This window comes from Sulfuricurvum sp., assembly GCF_049587615.1.
Classification (GTDB): Bacteria; Campylobacterota; Campylobacteria; order Campylobacterales; family Sulfurimonadaceae; genus Sulfuricurvum.
This window is the reverse complement of record NZ_JBAVEF010000050.1, coordinates 171,288-193,337: the sequence shown is the minus strand read 5'-3', so window position 1 is coordinate 193,337 and position 22,050 is coordinate 171,288. Positions and strand designations below refer to the sequence as shown.

Annotated in this window: 19 protein-coding genes and 5 tRNA genes; 12 read left to right on the top strand and 12 right to left on the bottom strand. The window is 44.1% G+C overall.

From position 1 onward, the window contains the following. Nucleotides 1-10: 10 nt before the first annotated feature. The gene (locus WB308_RS09505) at nucleotides 11-1,354 is read right to left on the bottom strand and encodes a sodium-dependent transporter (protein ID WP_424191006.1); all 1,344 of its coding nucleotides are present in this window, start codon (nucleotides 1,352-1,354) and stop codon (nucleotides 11-13) included. 159 nt (nucleotides 1,355-1,513) lie between these two features. Between WB308_RS09505 and WB308_RS09500 the strand changes: the two genes are divergently transcribed. The 6 genes from WB308_RS09500 (at nucleotide 1,514) to WB308_RS09475 (ending at nucleotide 3,152) form a co-directional block, all read left to right on the top strand. After that, a tRNA-Pro gene (locus tag WB308_RS09500) sits at nucleotides 1,514-1,591 on the top strand. A 55-nt stretch (nucleotides 1,592-1,646) separates the two neighbouring features. Next, nucleotides 1,647-1,723, top strand: a tRNA-His gene (locus tag WB308_RS09495). 50 nt (nucleotides 1,724-1,773) lie between these two features. Further along, a tRNA-Arg gene (locus WB308_RS09490) sits at nucleotides 1,774-1,850 on the top strand. A gap of 11 nt (nucleotides 1,851-1,861) precedes the next feature. Continuing rightward, nucleotides 1,862-1,938: transfer RNA gene (locus tag WB308_RS09485), tRNA-Arg, on the top strand. An 18-nt stretch (nucleotides 1,939-1,956) separates the two neighbouring features. Continuing rightward, nucleotides 1,957-2,041: transfer RNA gene (locus WB308_RS09480), tRNA-Leu, on the top strand. 265 nt (nucleotides 2,042-2,306) lie between these two features. Further along, nucleotides 2,307-3,152 (top strand): SEL1-like repeat protein, encoded by an 846-nt coding sequence (locus tag WB308_RS09475; protein WP_424191005.1) that lies wholly within the window; start codon nucleotides 2,307-2,309, stop codon nucleotides 3,150-3,152. Between the two features lie 23 nt (nucleotides 3,153-3,175). On the opposite strand, the gene WB308_RS09470 is transcribed toward WB308_RS09475, so the two are convergent. The 4 genes from WB308_RS09470 to WB308_RS09455 all read right to left on the bottom strand — a co-directional run bounded on the left by WB308_RS09470 (nucleotide 3,176) and on the right by WB308_RS09455 (nucleotide 9,912). Next, complete coding sequence (locus tag WB308_RS09470; RefSeq protein ID WP_424191004.1) at nucleotides 3,176-5,143, bottom strand: diguanylate cyclase; 1,968 nt, start codon at nucleotides 5,141-5,143, stop codon at nucleotides 3,176-3,178. Between the two features lie 182 nt (nucleotides 5,144-5,325). Further along, a complete protein-coding gene (locus tag WB308_RS09465; protein WP_424191003.1) occupies nucleotides 5,326-6,546 on the bottom strand; it encodes an EAL and HDOD domain-containing protein in 1,221 nt (406 codons plus the stop codon). 7 nt (nucleotides 6,547-6,553) lie between these two features. Next, entirely contained in the window at nucleotides 6,554-9,016 is a 2,463-nt protein-coding gene (locus WB308_RS09460) for an EAL domain-containing protein (RefSeq protein WP_424191002.1), read from the bottom strand. Then, nucleotides 9,013-9,912, bottom strand: a complete 900-nt coding sequence (locus tag WB308_RS09455) for a hypothetical protein (RefSeq protein ID WP_424191001.1) — start codon at nucleotides 9,910-9,912, stop codon at nucleotides 9,013-9,015. Before WB308_RS09455 ends, WB308_RS09460 begins: the two co-directional genes overlap by 4 nt. Nucleotides 9,913-10,066: 154 nt before the next feature. On the opposite strand from WB308_RS09455, the gene WB308_RS09450 reads away from it, so the two are divergent. Beyond that, complete coding sequence (locus WB308_RS09450; RefSeq protein ID WP_424191000.1) at nucleotides 10,067-10,912, top strand: M23 family metallopeptidase; 846 nt, start codon at nucleotides 10,067-10,069, stop codon at nucleotides 10,910-10,912. Further along, nucleotides 10,890-11,585: an outer membrane protein OmpK gene (locus WB308_RS09445; RefSeq protein WP_424190999.1), complete on the top strand. Its 696-nt coding sequence runs from the start codon at nucleotides 10,890-10,892 to the stop codon at nucleotides 11,583-11,585. Before WB308_RS09450 ends, WB308_RS09445 begins: the two co-directional genes overlap by 23 nt. 279 nt (nucleotides 11,586-11,864) lie before the next feature. Here WB308_RS09445 and rlmN read toward each other — a convergent pair whose 3' ends face one another. The 3 genes from rlmN to hisF all read right to left on the bottom strand — a co-directional run bounded on the left by rlmN (nucleotide 11,865) and on the right by hisF (nucleotide 14,326). Further along, nucleotides 11,865-12,941 carry a 23S rRNA (adenine(2503)-C(2))-methyltransferase RlmN gene (rlmN, locus tag WB308_RS09440; protein WP_424190998.1) on the bottom strand — a complete coding sequence of 359 codons (1,077 nt, stop codon included), beginning with the start codon at nucleotides 12,939-12,941 and terminating at the stop codon, nucleotides 11,865-11,867. Beyond that, nucleotides 12,934-13,470, bottom strand: a complete 537-nt coding sequence (locus tag WB308_RS09435) for a purine-nucleoside phosphorylase (RefSeq protein ID WP_424190997.1) — start codon at nucleotides 13,468-13,470, stop codon at nucleotides 12,934-12,936. Before WB308_RS09435 ends, rlmN begins: the two co-directional genes overlap by 8 nt. 94 nt (nucleotides 13,471-13,564) lie before the next feature. Beyond that, entirely contained in the window at nucleotides 13,565-14,326 is a 762-nt protein-coding gene (hisF, locus tag WB308_RS09430) for an imidazole glycerol phosphate synthase subunit HisF (protein WP_424190996.1), read from the bottom strand. Nucleotides 14,327-14,482: 156 nt separating this feature from the next. Between hisF and rsmA the strand changes: the two genes are divergently transcribed. From rsmA to WB308_RS09410, 4 genes are all read left to right on the top strand, one after another. Continuing rightward, complete coding sequence (gene rsmA, locus WB308_RS09425) at nucleotides 14,483-15,262, top strand: 16S rRNA (adenine(1518)-N(6)/adenine(1519)-N(6))-dimethyltransferase RsmA (RefSeq protein WP_424190995.1); 780 nt, start codon at nucleotides 14,483-14,485, stop codon at nucleotides 15,260-15,262. 80 nt (nucleotides 15,263-15,342) lie between these two features. After that, complete coding sequence (locus tag WB308_RS09420; protein ID WP_424190994.1) at nucleotides 15,343-17,469, top strand: RNase J family beta-CASP ribonuclease; 2,127 nt, start codon at nucleotides 15,343-15,345, stop codon at nucleotides 17,467-17,469. 100 nt (nucleotides 17,470-17,569) lie between these two features. Beyond that, on the top strand, nucleotides 17,570-18,421 hold the full coding sequence (locus WB308_RS09415; protein ID WP_424190993.1) for an FAD-dependent thymidylate synthase: 852 nt from the start codon (nucleotides 17,570-17,572) through the stop codon (nucleotides 18,419-18,421). An 11-nt stretch (nucleotides 18,422-18,432) separates the two neighbouring features. Beyond that, a complete protein-coding gene (locus WB308_RS09410; RefSeq protein ID WP_424190992.1) occupies nucleotides 18,433-18,675 on the top strand; it encodes a hypothetical protein in 243 nt (80 codons plus the stop codon). Nucleotides 18,676-18,829: 154 nt separating this feature from the next. Here WB308_RS09410 and rplT read toward each other — a convergent pair whose 3' ends face one another. The 4 genes from rplT to thrS all read right to left on the bottom strand — a co-directional run bounded on the left by rplT (nucleotide 18,830) and on the right by thrS (nucleotide 22,004). Beyond that, nucleotides 18,830-19,183 carry a 50S ribosomal protein L20 gene (gene rplT, locus WB308_RS09405; RefSeq protein ID WP_324790825.1) on the bottom strand — a complete coding sequence of 118 codons (354 nt, stop codon included), beginning with the start codon at nucleotides 19,181-19,183 and terminating at the stop codon, nucleotides 18,830-18,832. A 94-nt stretch (nucleotides 19,184-19,277) separates the two neighbouring features. Further along, nucleotides 19,278-19,472: a 50S ribosomal protein L35 gene (gene rpmI, locus WB308_RS09400; protein ID WP_299996953.1), complete on the bottom strand. Its 195-nt coding sequence runs from the start codon at nucleotides 19,470-19,472 to the stop codon at nucleotides 19,278-19,280. Nucleotides 19,473-19,668: 196 nt separating this feature from the next. Further along, the gene (gene infC / locus WB308_RS09395; RefSeq protein WP_424190991.1) at nucleotides 19,669-20,199 is read right to left on the bottom strand and encodes a translation initiation factor IF-3; all 531 of its coding nucleotides are present in this window, start codon (nucleotides 20,197-20,199) and stop codon (nucleotides 19,669-19,671) included. Further along, nucleotides 20,196-22,004 carry a threonine--tRNA ligase gene (thrS, locus tag WB308_RS09390; RefSeq protein ID WP_424190990.1) on the bottom strand — a complete coding sequence of 603 codons (1,809 nt, stop codon included), beginning with the start codon at nucleotides 22,002-22,004 and terminating at the stop codon, nucleotides 20,196-20,198. The genes infC and thrS overlap by 4 nt, the downstream gene beginning before the upstream one ends. Nucleotides 22,005-22,050 lie beyond the last annotated feature (46 nt).

Here is a 22,050-nt window from a genome sequence, read left to right as displayed (position 1 = left end):
TCTTTTCTCATTAGAATTCTATGAATCCCATCAAATTTAACATCACCACAAAAAGGGCTACCGGGGCGATAAATCGGACACTAAAACGCCAAATCGGATAAAACCACCCCATATCCTTTTGGAGAACCGAAGCAACCCGTTCTTTTTCGATAACATAACCAACAAATACTGCCATCACCAATCCCGCAAGCGGCAATAATACGTTTGAGGTCATATAATCCGACCAGTCAAAGAAACTTTTCCCGCCCCATGTTAAATACGCCGACGTTTCGGCACTGAGTGAAAAGATTGCTACGATACCAAACAGGTAAAAGAATGTCCCCATCGTGATCGCCGCTTTGGTTCGGCTCATATCCCATCGGTCGATCAAGTACTGTACCATCGGCTCAACGAGTGAAACCGCCGAAGTAAGCCCTGCAAACGCTAACGCCATAAAAAAGAGGACTGCCAATACATTTCCAACCAATCCCATCGCATGAAAAACAGCAGGCAAAGAGATAAAGACAAGGCCCGGCCCTTTCGCCGGTTCAGCTCCGTATTGGAACAAAAAGGTAAAAAGTACCAATCCGGCCGCCAAAGCGATCAATGTATCGGTGACGATGACAAATATCGAAGCACGAACCAGATTACTATCTTTCGGCAATGATGCCGAATAGATCATAATCGCCCCCATCCCTAGAGAAAGGGTAAAAAACGCATGTCCAACCGCTACTGCAAACGCTTCGGAGGTGAGCTTGCTCCAATCGGGGTTAAACATATAACTGAGAGCTTTTGGGAAACTCTCCATACCCATCGCATACACCAGCATCCCAGCAATAATCATAATCAGCGATGGCATCAGCACGAGATTGAACTTTTCAATCCCCCCCTTGATCCCCCGAATCAATACCGCTGTCGTAATCATAAAAGCGAGTGTATGGAAAAAAATCTGTGTCCCGATACCCTGCGTCATAAGGTTGTTATAAATCCCCTCCGCTTCGGGAATCGTCGCGGGCAATGTTCCAAAAGAGAGGGTAATATAGTAAAAAATCCACCCGATAACCACCGAGTAATAAAACATAACCAACGTTCCGGACAATCCCATAAATCCGGCGTATTTCCACCTCTCTTTATGACGCGGTGCCAGCTCTTCAAACGCCCCGACGCCATCTCGACGTCCCAGGTACCCGATCAGCATCTCCGCAATCATTACCGAAAATCCGACCAATACAACCGTCAACAAATAGACCAGAACAAATGCACCCCCGCCGTATTCACCCGTAATATAGGGGAATTTCCAGATATTACCCAGCCCTACCGCTGAACCTGCGGCGGCCATCAAAAATCCCCACCGGCTAAAATGTGCTATCTTCATTCTATTCCTTATCCCAAACTTTGTTATTGAATCATTAGCAAAATTGATTCCTTATTTTATGAATTATAGCAAAATCGTGAATACTCTTGACAATTATTGGATTTTCGACTATAATTTCGCCTCACTAATTAGCTCACTTGAGTTGGATTAGATGAAGGTCGGGGCGTAGCTCAGTCTGGTTAGAGTACTTGGTTTGGGACCAAGGGGCCGGAGGTTCGAGTCCTCTCGCCCCGACCATGTTTTTTTCTTTTTTGTATCTTATTTTCAAACACAGATTCCTTTTACATAGATGGTGGAATTAGCTCAGTCGGTTAGAGCATCAGGTTGTGGTTCTGAGGGTCGTGGGTTCGATTCCCATATTCCACCCCATTTGTTTCTGGTTTGAAACTCTTCTGATACGCGATGTTTTAGAAGGATGTGCGTTCGTAGCTCAACTGGATAGAGTAACGGACTTCGGATCCGTAGGTTATAGGTTCGAACCCTATCGGGCGCACCATATATACTCTCGCGTCCTTAGCTCAGCTGGATAGAGCAATGCCCTTCTAAGGCATCGGTCAGAGGTTCGAATCCTCTAGGGCGTACCACCTTAGACTTTTTTATGTGCGGATGTGGTGAAATTGGTAGACACGCCAGACTTAGGATCTGGTGCCGCAAGGTGTGAAGGTTCAAGTCCTTTCATCCGCACCATCAATCGAAAAACCCCTATTTTTACGGGCTTCGGTAGACTTTCTTCAATAACAAAATCAATCAACTTTATTTCTTAATGTTTGCTCAGAGTAACCTACCTCATCGATTAACGTCAGTACGTCGGTTTTACTATATATTTCCAAAAAACTTCATTTAAACCTTTCCAATCTCCTCCGTTATTACGCAACAGCCACTCATCCGGCTTTAACTCTCTCTTAAAGAGTTAGCGATAAAATCAACCCATCAATGACAAAGGAGAACAAATATGAAACATTTAATTACGGCAACCCTTCTGGCCGTTAGTCTTTGGGCTGGGGATTATGAAGATGGCTTTGAAGCGTATCAAAACAAACAGTATGAAAAAGCGGCCCAATTATTCGAAAAGGCTGCACAACAAAACAATGCAGGTGCTCAGTTGACCCTAGGTGTCATGCATAGCAATGGGGAAGGGGTTACAAGAGATTACAAAAAGGCAGCGAACTGGTATCAAAAAGCGGCTGATCAAAATGTTACAGCCGCTCATTTCAATTTAGGTCTCCTATACGAAAAAGGCAAAGGGGTACAAAAAAACTCTAAAAAAGCGGCCTATTGGTACGAAAAAGCAGCAAAAGAAAACTTTGTACCCGCACAGGTTAATTTAGGCTCACTCTATGAACAAGGCAATGGCGTTCCGAAAGATTACAAAAAAGCCGCCTACTGGTATGAAAAAGCAGCAAATTTGGACTATCCAATGGCGCAATACAACATCGGAAACTTTTATCATGATGGTTTAGGAATATCAAAAGACTATAAAAAAGCGGCTTACTGGTATCAAAAAGCGGCAAAGCAAGGTCATGCACAAGCACAAACAAATTTAGGGATGATGTACGAAAAAGGGGAAGGTGTTACCCAAGAGCTTCCTAAAGCGCTGCATTGGTATCGCATCGCAGCAAAACAGAACCAGGCTCAAGCCTACAGCAATCTTGGTCTACTGTATGCTAAAGGAAACGGGGTTGAGCAAAACGACCAAAAAGCGTATGAATATTGGCAAAAAGCCGCAAAGCAAGGCGATAAAACCGCTCTAAAAAATCTCAACATACTTTGTCGGAAAAATCCCTCAGTGTGTAACTAACACTACTCTTATAGGAAGCTGTTTCATCTCTTTTGCAATTCTCCATAAGGAGAACTGCACACTTTGTTTCGACCTCCGTTTTTCGCTTGATACAAAGCATTATCAGCCCGCTTAATCAACTCATCGACGCTTTCACCGATACAATATTGAGTCACTCCGATACTGATGGTCGTTTTTCCGCCTGCAATAAATATTGTCTTTTCGACCCCTTCACGCAACCGTTCTGCTAACGCTTTTGCAGCATCCATCTGTGTACTTGGACAAATAATAATAAACTCTTCACCGCCCCATCGAAACGGATAATCACTAACCCGTATTGTTTTACGAATAATCTCTGACATCTCCTTCAAAATGATATCGCCAACATCATGTCCATAGGTATCATTGATTTTTTTGAAAAAATCGATATCCAAATAGATCAAAGAAAAAGAGGAGTTATTACGAGATAAACAAGCAATCTCCCGCGTGATAATTTCATCGAATTTCAAACGGTTATAAAGACCCGTCAACGTATCCGTCTGTGCCGTACGTTCAAGCTGTTGCTCCATATGTTTGCGTTCGGTCATATCGATAGCCGTACCCAACCCTGTCCACTTTCCCTGATATTTTACCGTTACAATAGCAATATAAAACCATCGTATTTCTCCGGATTTGGTGATAATTTTTATATCTTGATAAGTGATTTGATCGTGCAGTTTACCTTGCAGCCTTGATTGCACTCTCTGAGCGATCAGTTCACGTTCTTCCGGTACAACAATATCCATCGGGGTCATCTGTTTCAATTCTTCCAATGTATATCCAAGGCTGCTGGTATAGGCTTTATTGGCGTACAAAAAATTCTCTTTATACAAAAATATTCCCGCTAATGAACTCTCTGTCAACGTTTTAAAGAGGTGTGCACTCTCTTCCAATGCTTCTTTGAGCTGAATTTGGTCTGTAATATCTTTTCCGGTCGAAATAAAATGGGTTATCGTATCTCCATTCAAACGGATCGGAGTAATCGTTTTCTCTTCCCAATAATAACTTTTGTCTTTTTTTCGGTTTTGTATATTTCCTTTGTAGGTTTTTCCGGAAAGAATCGTTTTCCACATTTCATCGTAAAATTTTTGGGAAGATTTCCCCGATTTTAAAAACGAAGGTTTAACCCCCAAAAGCGTCTCTTTTTCCCATCCTGTCAACTTTGTATATGCACTGTTAACATATTCGATGACTCCCTCACAATCGGTTATCATCATCAGATCATCACTCTGTTCGATAATATGCTGAAGTTTTACCCTCTCCCACTGATTGCTGACACGATCACTGATATCCATCCCCATGACAACAAAATGCTCTTTTTCAGCATAAATCATTTTTTGAATACGTACTTCCACATCGTAAAGCGTCCCATCTTTACGACGATGTTTGGTTTCAATACTTAACAACTGTACCGTTTCATCAATGAGTGGCTGGAGCAGTCGACGGAAAGTTTCATCGTTAAATTTAGGTTTGATGTTTAAGGGAGTCATCTGAGACATTTCCACCATAGTGTAGCCGATATTTGCCAGTGCACCGGCATTGGCATATACAAACACGAGGGTCTCTTTATCAAAAATATAGATTTCATTAAGACTTTTATTAATCAGATTCCCCAGTTCATTCTCTCGATGTGCCGTTTGAATCTCTTGGGTGACATCTTTGTAAACCGCCATAATACACCCGTTGTCTAATCGGGATACGTCATTGACGCGCCACCCCTCCCGTATTTCGTCACGGTAATAACCGGCTTTAAAATGTTCCGATTCTCCCGTTTTATACACCCGTTCGAGCACATCAAGCAATCCGAACTCTTTTACTCCGGGAAAAACATCAGTCACTTTTTTGCCCAAAAGGGTTTCGCGTTTTATATTATCGGTCTCTTCCGCCTGCCGATTAAAATGGGTAAAAACAAAATTTCCCTCTTGATACTCATAAATTGCGATGTTAATAGGCAACGAATCGATTGGGATCAAAAGAGAACTCCTAGTTTCTTTGAATTTTGTATCGCTAAACCAAAAAGGTGAAAGTCATAAATTAATTAAAATTATTATAGCTACTTTTTAGCCGCAAAAAAACTAATACGTGATAGAATTGTGATCACTTTGCTGGAGGATATGTTTCTAAAGCTTTTCTGCACCCGGCTCTATCCACACTCTTAGCCCATTGCTGCATCAAACTGGTTTACTTTTTCCATTGCGGATGCAATAATAGGCTCCAATGACGCATACTCCAGTTTATGGTGAGTTAAAAACCGTTCCATTGCCTCTACGTCGAGTATTTCGATCGATCGTACCATCGTCAGCAGTTCCCCATAAAACCCGTCTCCCTCAAACAATGCCCGCTCGATTTCAGGAGCGACATTGAGCTTTTTCAGCACCTCACGGTGAGGGATATTGAAAAGCAGATGGATTAAAGAAAGCATTCCGACAAAATAAGCGGTCGCACTCTGCTGCTTTGAGGGAGATGGAACAATAAGTTCTAAAAGCTTTACCATCAACTCCGTTCGATTCACAACCATCAGCATCAACGGAATTCTGTTTTGATCCGATTGCTGTGCTTCAGAGAACATTAACAGCATAATCCATCGGGACAGCGGCTCTCTGCCCATCAGCGTCAAAATATGACGGATTGAAGAGACGGGATTACGGAGTGAAAAAACCGCCGAATTGATAAAACGGATGAGTTTCAAACTGACCATATGATTCATCTCAAATGCTTTTACCAATTCATCAATCTCGGCTTCGCGCTGGAGCATATTCCACAGCTGCATGACCGCCGCTTGATCGAGTGAAAAAGAGGGGTTTTCGAGAATGCGCGGTTTGGAAATAAAGTACCCTTGGAAATACGAAAATCCTTTGGCAACACACTCTGCGTGAATATCGTGCGATTCGATTTTTGATCCGATAACCACCATCCCTTGTTTTTGGAGATGCTCTACATCCTCACGTTTGATCCTTCTGCTACGGGAAATATCGATTTTAACAAACTCCAGATAGGGGAAAAGAGGGGAAAACTTTTCTCTGCTCTCAGCGCTAAAAGCAAAATCGTTCAAAGCAAAACGATACCCCTGTGCAACCAGTTTTTTCAGTTGAAGGGATAACGCATCATCCACGGTAATCTCCTCCATAAGGGCATAAACAATTCTCTCTTTGGGTAATAGATTAAGCAGTTCATGGAAAATAAACGGGTAATCGGCGCGGATAAATCCAAACCGTTTACCCAAAATACGATCCATTCCAAAGGCGCTTTGCAGATCATTGATAAGCGCTTCGGTTGCGTGAGTGTTATCGCTTTGCCCAGAGTAAAAAAGATCATAGGCTACAAGAGCCCCCCGTTCATTCACGATGGGTTGGCGACCGATATAACTGTTTCCCATTCTTCTCCTAGTTTTCTTCGATCAACAGAGCCGAAGGCTCATAAAAATAATACCCTTGCGATGCATCAATACCGATCTCTTTGACATGACGGTAAATCTCTTCATTCGCTACAAATTCGGCAACAACACTAATCCCCATCTCATGGGCAAAATCGCAGATATGTTTGACAAAAATCTGTGCATTGCGATCATGCGGAAGATTTTTAATAAGCGTGCCGTCAATCTTCAACGTATCAATATTGAGTTTGAGCAAATGGTCAAAATTCGAATACCCGGAACCAAAATCATCGATCGCGAAGCGGCAACCGATCGACTTAAAACGGTCAACAAACTCGCTCACTGCGGCATAATTACCGATTCCCTCGCTCTCAAGTATCTCAAAAATCATTTGTTTAGCTATTCCATTATCATGAATGGCCCGTTCTAGATAATTGGCTAAATCAGGGTTGATAAGATCTTGCGTCGACAAATTCAAACTCACAGGATACGGTGAATTTTTAAAGACTTTTACGACTTTATCGATCATGATTTTAGTGAGTTCAGGATAAAGCTTCGTTTTTTTCGCGATCTCTAAAAAAAGATAGGGAGAAATGACCGTTCCGTCCGGCTCGATTAGCCGTATCAATGCTTCGTATTTGATAATTGTACCACTTTTATTATCGATAATCGGCTGAAAATAGGGGACAATACGAGACTCCTCTATCGCTTCTTTAATCCGTTTATACCACGCAATATTATTCTCCTGCTCATGCTTGGAGTCGTGAGAAAAAAGTTCCATGCTGTGGCGTTTTCGTTTAGCTTGTTTCAAAGCCGCTGTGGCATGCTCCAAGACACTCTCTGTTGCAGGGGCAACGCCAACCGTGATGGTCAAAACAATCTCGATCCCTTCGATCACAAAAGATTCTTTTTGAGTCGCGCTTATCAGCCCTTCTAAAAAATTCATAAATACATTGAGATTACTGCGGTGCGCAGCAACCAAAGCATATTCATCACTTCCCAGCTTATAAAGAGCGATAGTCTTCTGCGAAGCGATTTTTAATCGAAGCCAATGACCATAGCCCGCCAAAATCGTATCCCCGATTGCAATCCCGTATACTTCATTAATATCCCCAAATCGGTCGATGTTAATAATCGCTAAAGCGCATATATTGTGTTGTGCGAGTGTATCCACCAGTGAAAACCGATTGGGCAAATCGGTAATCGAATCGGTCGTAAGATGGTATTTAAGCTGCTCGCGCTGATTAAATGAATGCACGGCAAATCCGATGTCTCCCGCCAACTCTTCAAGCATCGCTATCTCTTTGGGCTCAAATCCCTCCGAGCGTTTCGAATACAGTGTCATAACCCCTAACGGCAACGCATCGATTGCACTGACCAACGGAAGGGAGATCATTGAACCGTATTGCCCTTTTTCCGCTATAAAAAGCCATGAACCGAATGAATTTACATACTCTAAATGTTCCATTACAACGATTCTGTTCTCTTTAACCGCCCGAACGGAAGGGTCAACGTCATCAACCTGTGATCCTTCAAGCGAAATTTTCATCTTTGGGTACAAATATCCCGTAGAGTCTTTCGAATACGACTGAAGGAGAAGATTATCCCCCTCTTTTAATGCAATATAGCATAAATCATATCCGGGATGCTCTGCAAGCCGTCGACACGATTCATTGAGCAGTTCATCAATATTCTTGGCTGTAATCAAAAATTGGTTTATATCGGCAACCGTGCGGAGAATTCCATCGAGATAGAACGACTCTTTGAGTGCCTCTTTGAGTTTCTCTTGCTGGATTCGCATCGAATGAAACGAGTCACACAAAGCTTCATCAAGAATAGTGAGTTCCTCAATTCTATGATTTTCATGAACACCATCCTGGGCTAAAGCACGCAGTGTTATCCGCTCAAGCGGTCGAATAATCAACCGTCTGACACCGCCAAACATTCCCAACGCTACAATCCCTAAAATCAAAAAAAGCGCTGCACCATAAAACATTGCAATATTGTTTAACCGCTCAAAAATAAAAGCTTTGTCCAAATCAATCAACAAAAGGGCTCTTTTTTTTGTCGCTCCCGAAAAATAGCTCAATTCACTCGAATAATGCAAATATTCCTTCTCAATCAGCCCTTCTGAAATCTTTGCCAACGGAAGATACTCCCCCTCCACACGTTTTCCGCTCAAAGAACGCGAGGATGAAACCGCTATACTCTTTCCATCCAACGACAACGAAATAACGGCCAATGCATCATCAATCGCACTCGCCTGATCGAGCAAGGTTTGAATCGTATCCAAACGATTTTGTTGAAGTGATTTTTGGATATCTTCTTCGAGGCGAAACAGGCTCTGATTGATCCCCTGAGAGAGATATCGGAGCGTTCCAATACGCTCAACATAGTAAAAACTGCTCGACAATACTCCGATAGTGATATAAAATGCAAAGATACTCAATAAATTAAAACGTTGGATTTTCACGGCAAGAGCCTATCCGTTTTTACCTGTTGCGCAGTGAGATGGGTGATAATCTCTTCGGGAATTTTTTGGTGAAGCCACTCGATTTGTGTGGTTGTGGCCATAAACTCTTCATAACTTTGCCCCTCCAAATACCCTTTGACCGTCTCATAATACTCATGTGGATTGGTACGAAGCTGCTCTACCCCAAGAGCGAACAGCTCTTTAAGTTGTGCTAACTCTTTTTCTCTCCCTTCAACTATCTGCTCATTCATAAATAAAGCATCTATGACGAAAAAGGTCTCCATTGTCTGTGTAGAAGCGAGAGGATGAAACCCTTTTTTGAGCAATCCGGAAAGATACGGCTGATAAGAAATAATGATGACAGGAACCTTTGTTTTCGTAAGAGTACCAATACTTTTTTGAGAAGCATCAATTTTATGAAACTTGTTTTCTGCCAGGGCATTCTCAGTGATAAAAGCTTTAAAAAAATCTTCGTTCAGAGACCCTTGTTCCAAATAAACATCCACCTTCTCTTTCGTAGAACGTATTTCTTCGATTGTCCGATTGGAAACAATCCCATCGGCTCCATACGAACGATCAATCAAGAAAACCGGCTTGATGGTGTTTTTATTTTTAAAATGGAGCAGCTCATACTGAGTCGCAGTAAACCCTTGCGTAAAGCCTCGCTCATACAGTCGAGCGTTATCGGTCAAATCGACGAGCCATATAAATCGAAACGGAGTATTTTCCAACCACCCTTTTTCCTGCGCATAAATAAAAGGGGTAAATCCAACCCAGGGATTGGTCGAAATACGAATTTGGGAAGAATCGGATGAGCGATTCATAAAATAATACAAAACCGCTGCGCTTGCTATCAAAAGGACCAAAACAAAACCCAAAATTCGAGCTTTTTTCATATCACACCCTCTTTAGCACTAACATTGAATAATCATAACACACTATTCTTTATAAAGTTTCTAAAAACATGCTTCCACAGTATCTATAAAATAAATTTACGTTTCGGATCCCTTAATGTTACAATGCCATCCAGTAAAATACGAAGGAGAGGTATTGCGTCTGTTGGTTGTCTTGTGGTTTGGATTTTTCACCTTATGGGGGGTTGAGGAGTACAACGGCAAAAGTCTCGTTTTAATGTTTCCCTCTCCTTCGGGTATAGTCGTTACCAATGAACGCAATATCAGTGTCCTTGCGCATCCGTCCAATCGGCAGCAAGGGATCGCCATTGTACCTATCGACTATTATGCATCCACAGGAGAAAGTAACCTTACCTGGATTTCTCCAGGGCAAACATTTCCTATCCCCATCACCATCTCGAGTGCGCGCTATCCTACCGAAACACTGAGCGTCGATCCCGCCAAAGTCACCCCTCCTCCCGAAGCGCTGGAACGGATTGAACGCGAGCGTGCACAAGCGCAAGAGCTTTATGCCCGGTTTACCCCGATACGCTACTGGAGCAAACCCTTTATCCAACCGCTGGACACAACCATCACCAGTGAATACGGTTCGGCACGCACTTATAACGGCACCCTCAAAAGCTATCATGGCGGAGTTGATTTCAGGGCCAAAACACCGATTCCTGTCCCCGCCGCCAATGACGGTATTGTGGTCTTAGCCGAAGATCGCTACTATGCCGGGGGGACCATAATCATCGACCATGGAGAGGGAATTTACAGCTGTTATTTTCATCTCAGCCAATACGATGTACACGTCGGTGATTATGTCAAACAGGGGCAGAATATTGCTCTCACCGGAGCAACGGGACGGATTACCGGGCCCCATCTTCATTTTGGGATGATGGTACATGGACGGCAAACCGATCCGCTCGACCTCATCGCAAAAATCAATACTTTATTTGATAGACCAAAGGAAGACAATGGGCCGATTGCTGTTAATTAGTACCCTCTTAGCCACTACGTTAAGTGCTTTTTCTACTACCAATATTCAATACCTCTACGGTGATTTTGAGGGGCCAACCTTCCTTGATACTGCCGATGGGTCAAAACATACCGCTACGATCGAGCATTACCGCACTTTCGCTTACGGAGATCTGTTTATGTTTGCTGATTATGCTTACGCTCATGACGGCCTCCAATTCACCAACAAAAAAAATGATCTCTACGGGGAAATTTCGCCACGGGTCAGTTTGGATAAGTTGGGCGGGTTTTCAACCTCGAGGGGCATTCTAAAAGAGACCTATGCCGCTTTCCAGTACAATCGCTCCGATACCTATCACGCATGGCTCTACGGTGCAGGATGTGATCTCACAATTCCGGGGTTTAGTGTTTTCGGTCTTAACCTGTATCGAAAAATTCAAAATATCGGAGACAATACCTATCAACTCTCCGCCAACTATTACCTACCTCTTGGTGAACGATGGCATTTTGAAGGGTTCACCGACTGGACAACGCGTGATATTTTGAGCCAAAATCAAGTGCTATTTGATCTCTCACAAACGGTGGGAATGAAAGAGGGGAAATTAGAGGTGGGAAGTGAATGGCACTATTACCATGAAAACAGCTACCACACCGATAACGATGTTTTTCAGGCGATGCTAAAATATACATTTTGATTTGAACGAGGCAGGAGCAAAGTCCCTTCCTCTACGCTGGCCGCTATGGCACTGAAGCTTCGCCTGGCAGCGAGAAATAAATTAAAGTTAATCTTTTTTCATGGCGGCCCAAATAAAGCCGCCGAGACCGACGCCGACTACGATCACTAAAAACCCGACTTGAAACCAATCCATACCCGACATATTTTTCCTTTCAAACGCCATCGGAACACACCCCGATAGCTACGTTAACACTAGGTTCTCTTCGGCAGAGAGCCCACGCGCAGTAAGCCGCGCTTTTTAAACTGCCTCTTTAGAGAGTTCCTTCTCTTTCAACTGACCGCATGCGGCGCTGATATCAAGCCCTTTTGAGTCTCGGATGGTGCACAATACACCGTGATTGATCAGGTACTCCTGAAACGCTACCATGTCAGCACGTGTCGGACGCTGATAATCGCTTCCGGGATAAGGGTTAAAATAGATCAGATTGACTTTTGCCTTGATCCCGTGGAGGAGCTTGACCAGTTTTTTCGCTGAAACAAGATCGTCATTTTTATTTTTGATAACGAGGTACTCAAACATCACCCGTTTACGGGTATCGATCGGAAACCGCTTCACCGCGTCGATGATCGAGGCAATATTATACGCCTTGTTCATCGGAATAAGCTCGGTACGGAGCTCATCATCCACCGCATGTAGACTGATCGCGATATGGACCCCAAGATCCATTTCGCCGAGTTTGTCGATTTTGCTACTGAGCCCGCTTGTCGATACCGTCTGGCGTTTACCTGAGATCGATAACCCCTCTTCATCTTTAAGAATCGTAATTGCTTTCGCGAGATTCTCAAGATTATCAAGCGGCTCCCCCATCCCCATATAGACGATATTAAGACGGCGATGAGCGGCGAGGCCGTTATCCATCTTCACCGCCAACACCTGTGCCACGATCTCCCCCGCGCTCAAATCACGGGTAAATCCCCCTTTTGCAGTGAGACAAAATGAGCACCCCACTTTGCACCCCACCTGCGTTGAGACACAGACGGTAAAGCGGGCCTCGTGCTCGATATTTCCCTCTTCATCGATAGACTCGTCTTTCATCTTGAGCCACACCGTCTCGACCGTTTTGCCATCACTTAGTTCAAAGAGGTATTTGATCGTCCCATCAGTGGAGCACTCTTTTCGGGCAATTTTGAGCGGCATAATCTCATACTCGCTCTCCAACTCATCACGCATCGCTTTGGGAAGATTCGCCATCTCACCAAAACTCGTCGCATACTGGTGATAAATCCATCCCCAAATCTGTTTCGCACGAAACGATGGTTTCACCATACTTGCAAGTTCCGCTTTAGTGTAATCCAAAATACATTTTTTAGCCATGGATTAACCCTTTTTCTTTGAGATATTCGCGCAACAACACTTTGGCAAATCCGTGATTAGCAATAAAGTCACGGTGAGCGTTGGTATCGCAGTAGTTGGTGATGCAAAATACACCGCCCGCCGGGATACCGAAAACCTGTGCGACCCGCATCACGCTAAAAAACTCCATATTTTCAATCCCTATCCCAAAAGCTCTCATTTGCTCCATCGCCTTTTCACTGGTCGTAATGTAATTCGAGGAGTTGACGATAACATCTTTGACGTTTTCCGTTTGTGCCGATACAACATTATCAATCGGTGTATAGGCACTTTTATCCAAAAACCCTAACTCGATGTTAGCCGCCGTTTTAGACTCGATGATGTCGTTTATTTTATATTCACCGTAACTCCCCGCACTCCCGACGAAGAGGAGGAAATCGGGTTTGTGAACCAAACAATGGCGGGTGAGATTGATCGCACTATCGATCAGCCCCACCCCAATAGGGATGGCGAAATCAAATGTTTCGTTATTACCGGCACACAAAAACATTTTTATCCTTTATACGTCATCGGAATAAAATCCCGATGGACTACGCTAACGCTGAGTTCTCTTCGGCAGAGTGCCCAGCACACTCGTGTGCTTTTCATAACCGTACCGGAATCCCGTTAGCCGATAGGTAACGTTTGAGATCCATAATATCGATCTCTTTGTAGTGGAAAATACTCGCCGCCAATGCCGCATCGGCACCGTGTTCAAATGCCTCTTTAATATGCTCCATCGTCCCTGCACCGCCGCTGGCGATTACGGGAACATTGACGGCGCGGCTGATCTGTTCTGTGATGGAGAGATCAAATCCCGCTTTGGTACCGTCGGCATCCATCGAGGTGAGAAGAATCTCTCCTGCTCCGCGATCCACAACCTCTTTGGCCCACTCGTAAGCATTAATCCCCGTATCAACCCGTCCGCCGTTGAGATAGACATTGTATTGGTCGCCCGTTTTTTTCACATCGATGGCAACCACGATACACTGAGAGCCGAACCGTTTAGCCCCTTCATTGATAAATTCGGGACGTTTGATTGCGGCAGAGTTAATACTCACTTTATCACACCCGACCGCGAGAAGTCGGTAAATATCATCGAGAACTCGTATACCGCCGCCGACGGTGAGGGGGATAAAAACTTCTTTCGCTACCTGTTCGACAATGTGAACGATGGTATCACGCTCTTCATGGGATGCTGTAATGTCCAAAAAAGTGAGTTCATCCGCACCCTCTTCGTTATACCGTTTGGCTACTTCGACAGGGTCCCCCGCATCTTTGAGACCGACGAAGTTAACACCTTTCACCACGCGGCCGTCTTTGACATCGAGACACGGGATGATCCGTTTTGCAAAAAAATTATCCATGGAAACCCTTTGGCACTATCATTACGGAAGTATAGTGTGCATTACCAAAAGTAACGATAAAGAGATGAAATTGGTAACCTTTATTCAAATCGACTACAAACGGACATTTTTGTGCTTTAATAGGGGATTAACACTTTATCAGGTACAATGATCATAATGCAAAAAGACCGTGCCGCCATCGCCAAAAAAAAATTTGGCCAGAATTTTTTAAATGATGAAACCGTTTTAACACAAATCATCCAATCGATGCCCGATACTCCTCATCGTATCGTAGAAATCGGGCCTGGATTAGGTGATTTAACTAAGTATTTAGTTGATGTCAAAAGTGTCACCGCTTTTGAGGTCGATACCGACTTGTGCAAGCATTTGAAGCACCAATTTGCCGATGCTATCAGTACCAATACTCTTGAACTCCGTTGCGGAGACGTGTTAGAGCATTGGAAGAGTGAGCTTCTGGATGAACCGTACGATTTAGTGGCCAATCTGCCTTACTATATCGCAACGAATATCATTCTCAAAGCCCTCGCCGATCCGGCGTGCCGAAACTTGCTTGTCATGATACAGCGTGAAGTGGCGGAGAAATTCTCTGCCGCACCCGGAGAGAGAGCTTTTGGAGCGCTCAGCGTGATTACGCAGAGTGTCGGAGAGGCGGAAATTGTTTTACACGTTCCCCCTACCGCATTCGATCCCGCTCCCAAAGTCGATTCGTGCGTACTGCTCATTTCTAAACGTACGAACCGTAATGATGAAGGGTTTGAAGACTTTTTACGAACGGCCTTTACACAGCCGCGTAAAACCCTCCACAAAAATCTTTCCGCACGCTATGATGGATCTTCTTTGATCGAAGCGTACAAAACGCTTGGCTTAGAACGGTCCATCCGACCTCATCAGCTTGCCACCTCTGACTTTCACCGGCTCTACACCCTACTAAAATAACCTTTTTCAGGGCATTTAAGAGCATCCAAACATACCAAATATATTATTACGCTTTCAGTAGCGTCCAGAAGGAAACTATGATGTCCGATGAACAAACAGAATCACAAGCACAGCCCCAAGGCGAAAATCGCCAGCGCCGAAATAACCGCCGCCCTTTCCGCAGTCGAAATGCCAACCGTCCGGAAAATGCGGAAGGGAATGTAACTGAGCGCCCAAGTTCAGAACCACGTGAAGACAACCGCCCTCCGCGGCAAGACAACCGTCCTCCACGCACCGATAATCGCCCTCCGCGTACCGACAACCGTCCTCCGCGTGCCGATAACCGCCCCCCGCGGCAAGACAACCGTCCTGTGCGCACCGACCGTCCTGAAGGGGCAGACAATACGGCAGCCGATGCCGAGCCAAACCGTTCAGGCCGTGATCGCGGACGCGGCGGACGCCGTGGAAGCCCAAGCACACCGATTGACAATAACCTCCGTGACTTCGTCCTTAAAAACCAGGATGCACACAAAAATCGTCTCAACCCCCATTTCAAATTGAATCTCGAAAATAATGAGAAAGTCCGTATTACCCCGCTGGGAGGGCTCGGAGAGATTGGTGGAAATATCACCGTTATCGAAACCGAAAATGAAGCGATTGTCATCGATATCGGGATGAGTTTCCCGGATGAAGAGATGCACGGCGTTGATATTCTTGTTCCTGATTTCACCTATTTACGTGAAATTCGCAAAAAAATCGTTGCCGTTATCATCACCCACGCCCACGAAGACCATATCGGCGGCGTCCCGTATCTCTTCAAAGAGATGCAATTCCCGATTTACGGTACACCACTGCCTCTTGCGATGATCGGTAATAAGTTCGACGAACATCACATGCGCGATTTCCGCCGCTATTTCAATCCGATCGTTAAACGTCAGGTTTACCGTATCGGAAACGATTTCGATATCGAATGGATGCACATGACCCACTCGATTATCGATTCATCCTCTTTGGCGATCACGACCAAAGCGGGAACTATCATCCATACGGGTGACTTTAAAATCGACCATACGCCGGTTGATGGGTATACCGCCGACTTGCACCGCCTTGCTCACTATGGTGAAAAAGGGGTTTTATGTCTCCTCAGTGACTCCACCAACTCATATAACAAAGAGTGGACTCCGAGTGAATTGACCGTTGCTCCGGGATTCGATCGTATCTTCTCCAAAGCGGAAGGGCGCATCATTATGTCGACGTTCAGCTCGAACATTCACCGTGTTTTCCAAGCAATCCAATACGGTCTCAAATACAACCGTAAAGTGTGCGTTATCGGCCGTTCCATGGAACGCAACCTTGAAGTATGTATGCAATACGATTACATCAAGCTTCCGAAAAATATCTTTATCGATGCCGAAGAGGCGAATCGCATGAGCGATAAAGATGTCTTGATCGTCACTACCGGAAGTCAGGGAGAACCGAGTTCAGCGTTGTTCCGTATGGCAATCGGCGAACACCGTCACATTAAAATCAAGCCGACAGATATGATCGTCCTCTCCGCTCGTGCAATTCCGGGAAATGAAGGCTCTATCTCAGGAATGCTCAACTATCTCCAGCGTGCCGGCGCGCGTGTTGCCAATGACCGTGATATCCACGTATCGGGTCACGCAAGTATGGAAGAACAAAAATTGATGCTCCGCCTCACCAATCCTAAATTTTTCCTCCCCGTTCACGGAGAGTACAATCACATTATGAAGCATAAAGATACAGCCGTCAGCTGCGGTGTACCTGAACGGAACATCCTCCTTATGAGCGATGGGGACTGCATCGAGGTCAATACCAAAATGATGCGCAAAGCAAAAACCGTTAAAACCGGTAAAACCTATATCGATAACCAAAACAATCACCAAATCGAAGATGACATCGTTATCGATCGCCAAAAAATGGCAAGCGAGGGGATGGTTATGTTGGTGGCTCAAGTCAGTGCCGCAGAATCACGACTTCTCTCCAAACCTCTTGTGACCAGCTTCGGTATCGTAGCTGACCGCCACGATAAAGCATTTGCCCAAGAGATGGAAGATGTTCTTGAACATTTCTTGATCAACCTTAAACCGGGCCTCATCGAGAATCCGAAAGCGTTGGAAAACGACCTTCGCCAGGTTGTCCGTAAACATATCTACCGCAAAATGAAAAAATATCCGCTTATCGTTCCACACGTTTTCGTGATGTAAAAGACGCTTTAGCGTCTTTTACACCTTACTTCGTTATACTCTTCCAAAATTACTTCCATTAAAATTACATGTGAGTAACCCTATTCATTAGGAATAATAAATGTCAATTATAAAAATAAATGCCAAAGAAAATATTTTTGGAGATAATATCGCTTTTGTAGAAAAATGGGATTTTTCTCAGGCCAACACATCAGAAGAAAACCGTATTTTAGCCATAACACAGGTTGCTTCGATCTGCTACCAGTCTCCAAAAGCGTTAGGGAGTGAAACACTTTATAATCGCCTTATGGCTGAATCAATGGGTTTGCCTTCAAGCTCATTCGAGTTTGTTCCAGTATTGCTTGACTACAATAATCCGAAACATAAAGAACTTCTTGAAAAAGAGTACAGTAATGTCAAAAAATTCGGTGAACCAGTTGAAAATGGCACATATTTGCTGACAAACTACCGTGCTATTGTATATGACTATGAAAATGACAACAACGGGTACAGCTTTGATATACGCCAAATTTACAATACGCTTGAGGAAGCTGATATTATCCGCGAACATTTTCACGTATTTTTGTATAAAGTTGACCTACCGACACGCTCACAAATGGTTCGACATCGGGTCAATTGGCAAGAGCTTTCACGAAGATACGTATCGGGAAAAAGAGTTCCTTTTGACTTTTACATTAGTGAAAAAATGATTCCGATTAAAACCAATGAATTCGATACCCAAAAAATTATCGATTTATGCGTTGAACATTATATGAATGCTATCGATAGCGGTGTCAAACCGCAAGAAGCACGAAGAATCATCCCCCAAGCTGCATATACACAAATCTGGGGAGCATTTATGCCTACCCAGCTTGCTAACTATTTCAAATTACGCCTCGATGAACATGCGCAATGGGAAATCAGAAAAACAGCAGAAGCAATGAAAGAATTAATCCAAAACCCACTTAAATAGGAAGACAAATTATGAAAAAAGCTCTTTTACTCGGCATCATCGCCACAACAGTGTTAATCAGCGGATGCGCTGAAAAACAAATTTCAATCAACGGATTGATCTGTCCGGCAGGTAAAACGGAAGAAAATATTAAAGCCGATTTTCAAGAGTGCCGCTATTATGATCTAAAAGCCGCAACGGAAGCTTCAAAAGCACCGGTTAGTGTTGAATGTCAAAAATGCTTGGAAAGTAAAGGGTATAAAATCGAGCAATAAATTAGTATTCCTTCGGGAATAAGTAAAGATTTTGTTTCTTAAAAGACTGAGATGAAAGAATAAAGAAGAAAAATCTGCCTCGAAAGAGGCAAGCTTCAGTGCCTTAGCGGCAAGCGCAGCTTTGGGAGCCTTGCTCCTGAAGCGTTTAAAAGAATTATAATGCTGCTTTCGCTTGAGCGGTAAGGGCAGTAAATGCCGCTGCGTCGTTCATAGCCATGTCAGCAAGGATTTTGCGATCAAGTTCGATGTTGGCACGTTTAAGGCCGTTCATGAATACTGAATAGCTCATTCCGTTTAGGCGACATGCCGCATTGATACGGATAATCCACAATTTACGGAATTCACGTTTTTTCTGTTTACGGTCACGGAACGCGTATACGAGTGAGCGCTCGAGTTGCTCTTTCGCTTTACGGAAATGTTTGTGGCGTGCACTGTAGAAACCACGTGCGAGTTTCAATACTTTTTTATGACGTCTGCGTCTTACGACACCAGTTTTTACTCTTGGCATTGTTTTCCTTTCTTGACCCGGTTCATTTCAATTTTAATGACGGGGTGCCGCTTTGCGGACTTGCCCAGCTTACATGCTGGAGGGTTAGTAGACTTTAGTCTACGATCATCTTTTTGATAGCTTTAACATCTACGTTAGCAACCACTTTTGGTGCATTTTGCTTACGTCGAGTCCCAGCATCTTGTTTTGTCAAAATATGGCTGCGGAATGCGCTACCACGTTTGATAGTGCCGTTTTTCTTCACTTTGAAGCGTTTTACAGCCCCTTTAACCGATTTCATTTTTGGCATCGACTTGATCCTTTCGCAAAAAATTCTATAAACGAGACGCGGATTATACCACAAAAAAGCTTTTTATTTAATGTTAAACGCTAAAAGGAGCAAAGCTCCTCTTACCGGCAAGGACACATCTGTCCTTTGCAATCCCCTAAAGCTTCCCGCATTTGCGGGAGAAGAGGATGAAGCAGGTAAAGAAGAAAAGATAAAGTTACTTTTTATCGTCTTTTTTCGGATGGATCATCATATTGCAATAACGCCCTTCCATTGCTGGAGCTTTGTACATTGTACCAATATCTTCAACCATTGGCCAAACACGCTGTAATACGGCTACTGCCGCTTCAGGATGCGCCATTTCACGTCCGCGCAAGAATACACGAAAATGGACATGCTTCCCTTCTTCAAGGAATTCACGGGCATGTTTCACTTTATAGCTGACATCGTTTTCAGCAATTTTTACCGATAGTTTAATCTCTTTGACTTCAACTTTGGTCTGCTTTTTACGCGCCTCTTTTTTCTTTTTCTCTTCTTGGTAGTGAAACTTACCGTAGTCCATGATTTTCGCGACAGGTGGTTTCGCATCAGGAGAGATGAGAACCAAATCGAGTCCCATTTCGTTTGCTTTGTTCATCGCTTCATTAATAGAGATGATACCTAATGCTTCACCGCCATCAACAACACAGCGTACCTCAGGGACCCTGATATCTTCGTTCATCAGGACTCGGTCTTGTTTTTTAATCAAAAATGTACCTCATTAATTTTTTGTTTCACCAAGGCGAGGAAATCCTCTTCGCTTAGGTTATATTGCTCGCGTGATCGACGATCACGTACCGCAATACTCTTATTGTTTACCTCTTCATCACCGAGAACGATGATCATCGGCACACGTCCTTTTTCCGCTGTACGAATACGTTTATTAAGACTCTCATTTTTATCGAAAATCTCAAAATCGGCACCCAAATCGATCAATTTAGCGCCCAATTCACGTGCGTACGCTTCGTGTACAGGGGCGATTGGAACAATCGCAACCTGCGTCGGAGCGATAAACATCGGAAACTCCCCAGCGTAATGCTCCGTCAATATACCAACAAATCGCTCAAAAGAACCTAAAATTGCACGGTGAATCATCACCGGTTGTATTTTAGCGTTCTCTTCGCCGTTGTATTCGAGTTCAAAACGCGCCGGAAGGTTGAAGTCGAGCTGGATCGTACCGCATTGCCATTCACGTCCGATAGCATCGGTAATTTTGATATCGATTTTAGGACCGTAAAACGCTCCGCCCCCTTCATCAATCTCATACGCAAGATGATTTTTTTCCATCGCCGTTTTCAGTGCATTGGTCGAAATTTCCCATACCGCGTCATCACCAACCGCTTTTTCGGGCTTCGTCGAGATCATCATTTTGTAATTAAATTCAAACGTAGACATAATTTTGTCAACGAAATCGACCACCTCGATGATCTGCTGTTCGATCTGATCAGCCGTACAGAAGATGTGGGCATCATCTTGAGTAAATTCGCGAACACGGAACAATCCGTGAAGCGCCCCGGTCATCTCATGACGATGAACTACCCCATATTCGAAATATTTGAGAGGAAGATCACGGTACGAATGCAAATCGTGTTCGTACACTTTGATATGGCCGACACAGTTCATCGGTTTAACCCCGAATTCAAGTTCATCGATATGGGTGAAATACATGTTTTCACCGTAGTTTTGATAATGGCCCGACACTTTCCATAGATCAGAACGGAGCATCTCAGGACCGCGAACCGGCTCATAACCACGCTTACGGTGTGCTTTGAACAGCAACTGTTCCAAGCGTGAACGCATACGGGCACCCGCCGGAAGCCAAATCGGAAAACCTGCCCCAACCTCTTCACGGAACGTAAAGAGTTTCATCTCCGCACCGATGCGCCGGTGATCGCGTTTTTCTGCTTCCGCCATTTGATCGAGATAGGCTTTCAGCGACTCTTTATCGGCAAATGCAATCCCGTAGATGCGGGTAAGCATTTCATTTTTGCTATCCCCACCGAGGTAGGCACCTGAGATTTTGGTCAATTTAAAATGACGTATCAATCCGACACTCGGCAAATGCGGTCCGCGGCAGAGGTCCTCAAACTCACCTTGTTTATAGATCGATACGGTTTCAGACGGAATACGGTCCATAACCGCTTGCTTGAGATGGTCATTGGCAAATTTAGCGCGCGCCTCGTCTTTGGTAATCTCGTAACGCTCGATTTTCTCTTTTCCTTTTGCGATGTCAAGCATCTTTTTTTCAATGGTTTTAAGATCCTCTTCACCAATCGTTTCGTTGACTTTGAAATCGTAATAGAATCCCTCTTTGACGGTTGGTCCGACAAAGAATTTTGCATCGGTATAGAGTGCTTTGATCGCCTCAGCCATCAAATGTGCGCAGGAATGGCGAATTACTTCGAGTGAATCGGGAGAATTATCATAAAAAATCTCTTCACCACTGATTCCTTCGGCTTGCGCCGTTTGTAAATCGATGACTTGATCGTTGTGTTTAATCGCAATAATATCCATAAGGGTATGCCTCGTATTTGAGAAAATATCGCGGATTATACGGAAT

Bases quoted from the DNA above. Each gene is read 5' to 3' on its own strand.
- WB308_RS09445 (WP_424190999.1), top strand. From the start codon at position 10,890: ATGGGCCGATTGCTGTTAATTAGTACCCTCTTAGCCACTACGTTAAGT.
- thrS (WP_424190990.1), bottom strand. From the start codon at position 22,004: ATGGATATTATTGCGATTAAACACAACGATCAAGTCATCGATTTACAA.
- WB308_RS09465 (WP_424191003.1), bottom strand. From the start codon at position 6,546: ATGGGAAACAGTTATATCGGTCGCCAACCCATCGTGAATGAACGGGGG.
- rsmA (WP_424190995.1), top strand. From the start codon at position 14,483: ATGCAAAAAGACCGTGCCGCCATCGCCAAAAAAAAATTTGGCCAGAAT.
- WB308_RS09455 (WP_424191001.1), bottom strand. From the start codon at position 9,912: ATGAAAAAAGCTCGAATTTTGGGTTTTGTTTTGGTCCTTTTGATAGCA.
- rlmN (WP_424190998.1), bottom strand. From the start codon at position 12,941: ATGGCTAAAAAATGTATTTTGGATTACACTAAAGCGGAACTTGCAAGT.
- rplT (WP_324790825.1), bottom strand. From the start codon at position 19,183: ATGCCAAGAGTAAAAACTGGTGTCGTAAGACGCAGACGTCATAAAAAA.
- rpmI (WP_299996953.1), bottom strand. From the start codon at position 19,472: ATGCCAAAAATGAAATCGGTTAAAGGGGCTGTAAAACGCTTCAAAGTG.
- hisF (WP_424190996.1), bottom strand. From the start codon at position 14,326: ATGGATAATTTTTTTGCAAAACGGATCATCCCGTGTCTCGATGTCAAA.
- WB308_RS09420 (WP_424190994.1), top strand. From the start codon at position 15,343: ATGTCCGATGAACAAACAGAATCACAAGCACAGCCCCAAGGCGAAAAT.
- WB308_RS09410 (WP_424190992.1), top strand. From the start codon at position 18,433: ATGAAAAAAGCTCTTTTACTCGGCATCATCGCCACAACAGTGTTAATC.
- WB308_RS09435 (WP_424190997.1), bottom strand. From the start codon at position 13,470: ATGTTTTTGTGTGCCGGTAATAACGAAACATTTGATTTCGCCATCCCT.
- WB308_RS09505 (WP_424191006.1), bottom strand. From the start codon at position 1,354: ATGAAGATAGCACATTTTAGCCGGTGGGGATTTTTGATGGCCGCCGCA.
- WB308_RS09415 (WP_424190993.1), top strand. From the start codon at position 17,570: ATGTCAATTATAAAAATAAATGCCAAAGAAAATATTTTTGGAGATAAT.
- WB308_RS09475 (WP_424191005.1), top strand. From the start codon at position 2,307: ATGAAACATTTAATTACGGCAACCCTTCTGGCCGTTAGTCTTTGGGCT.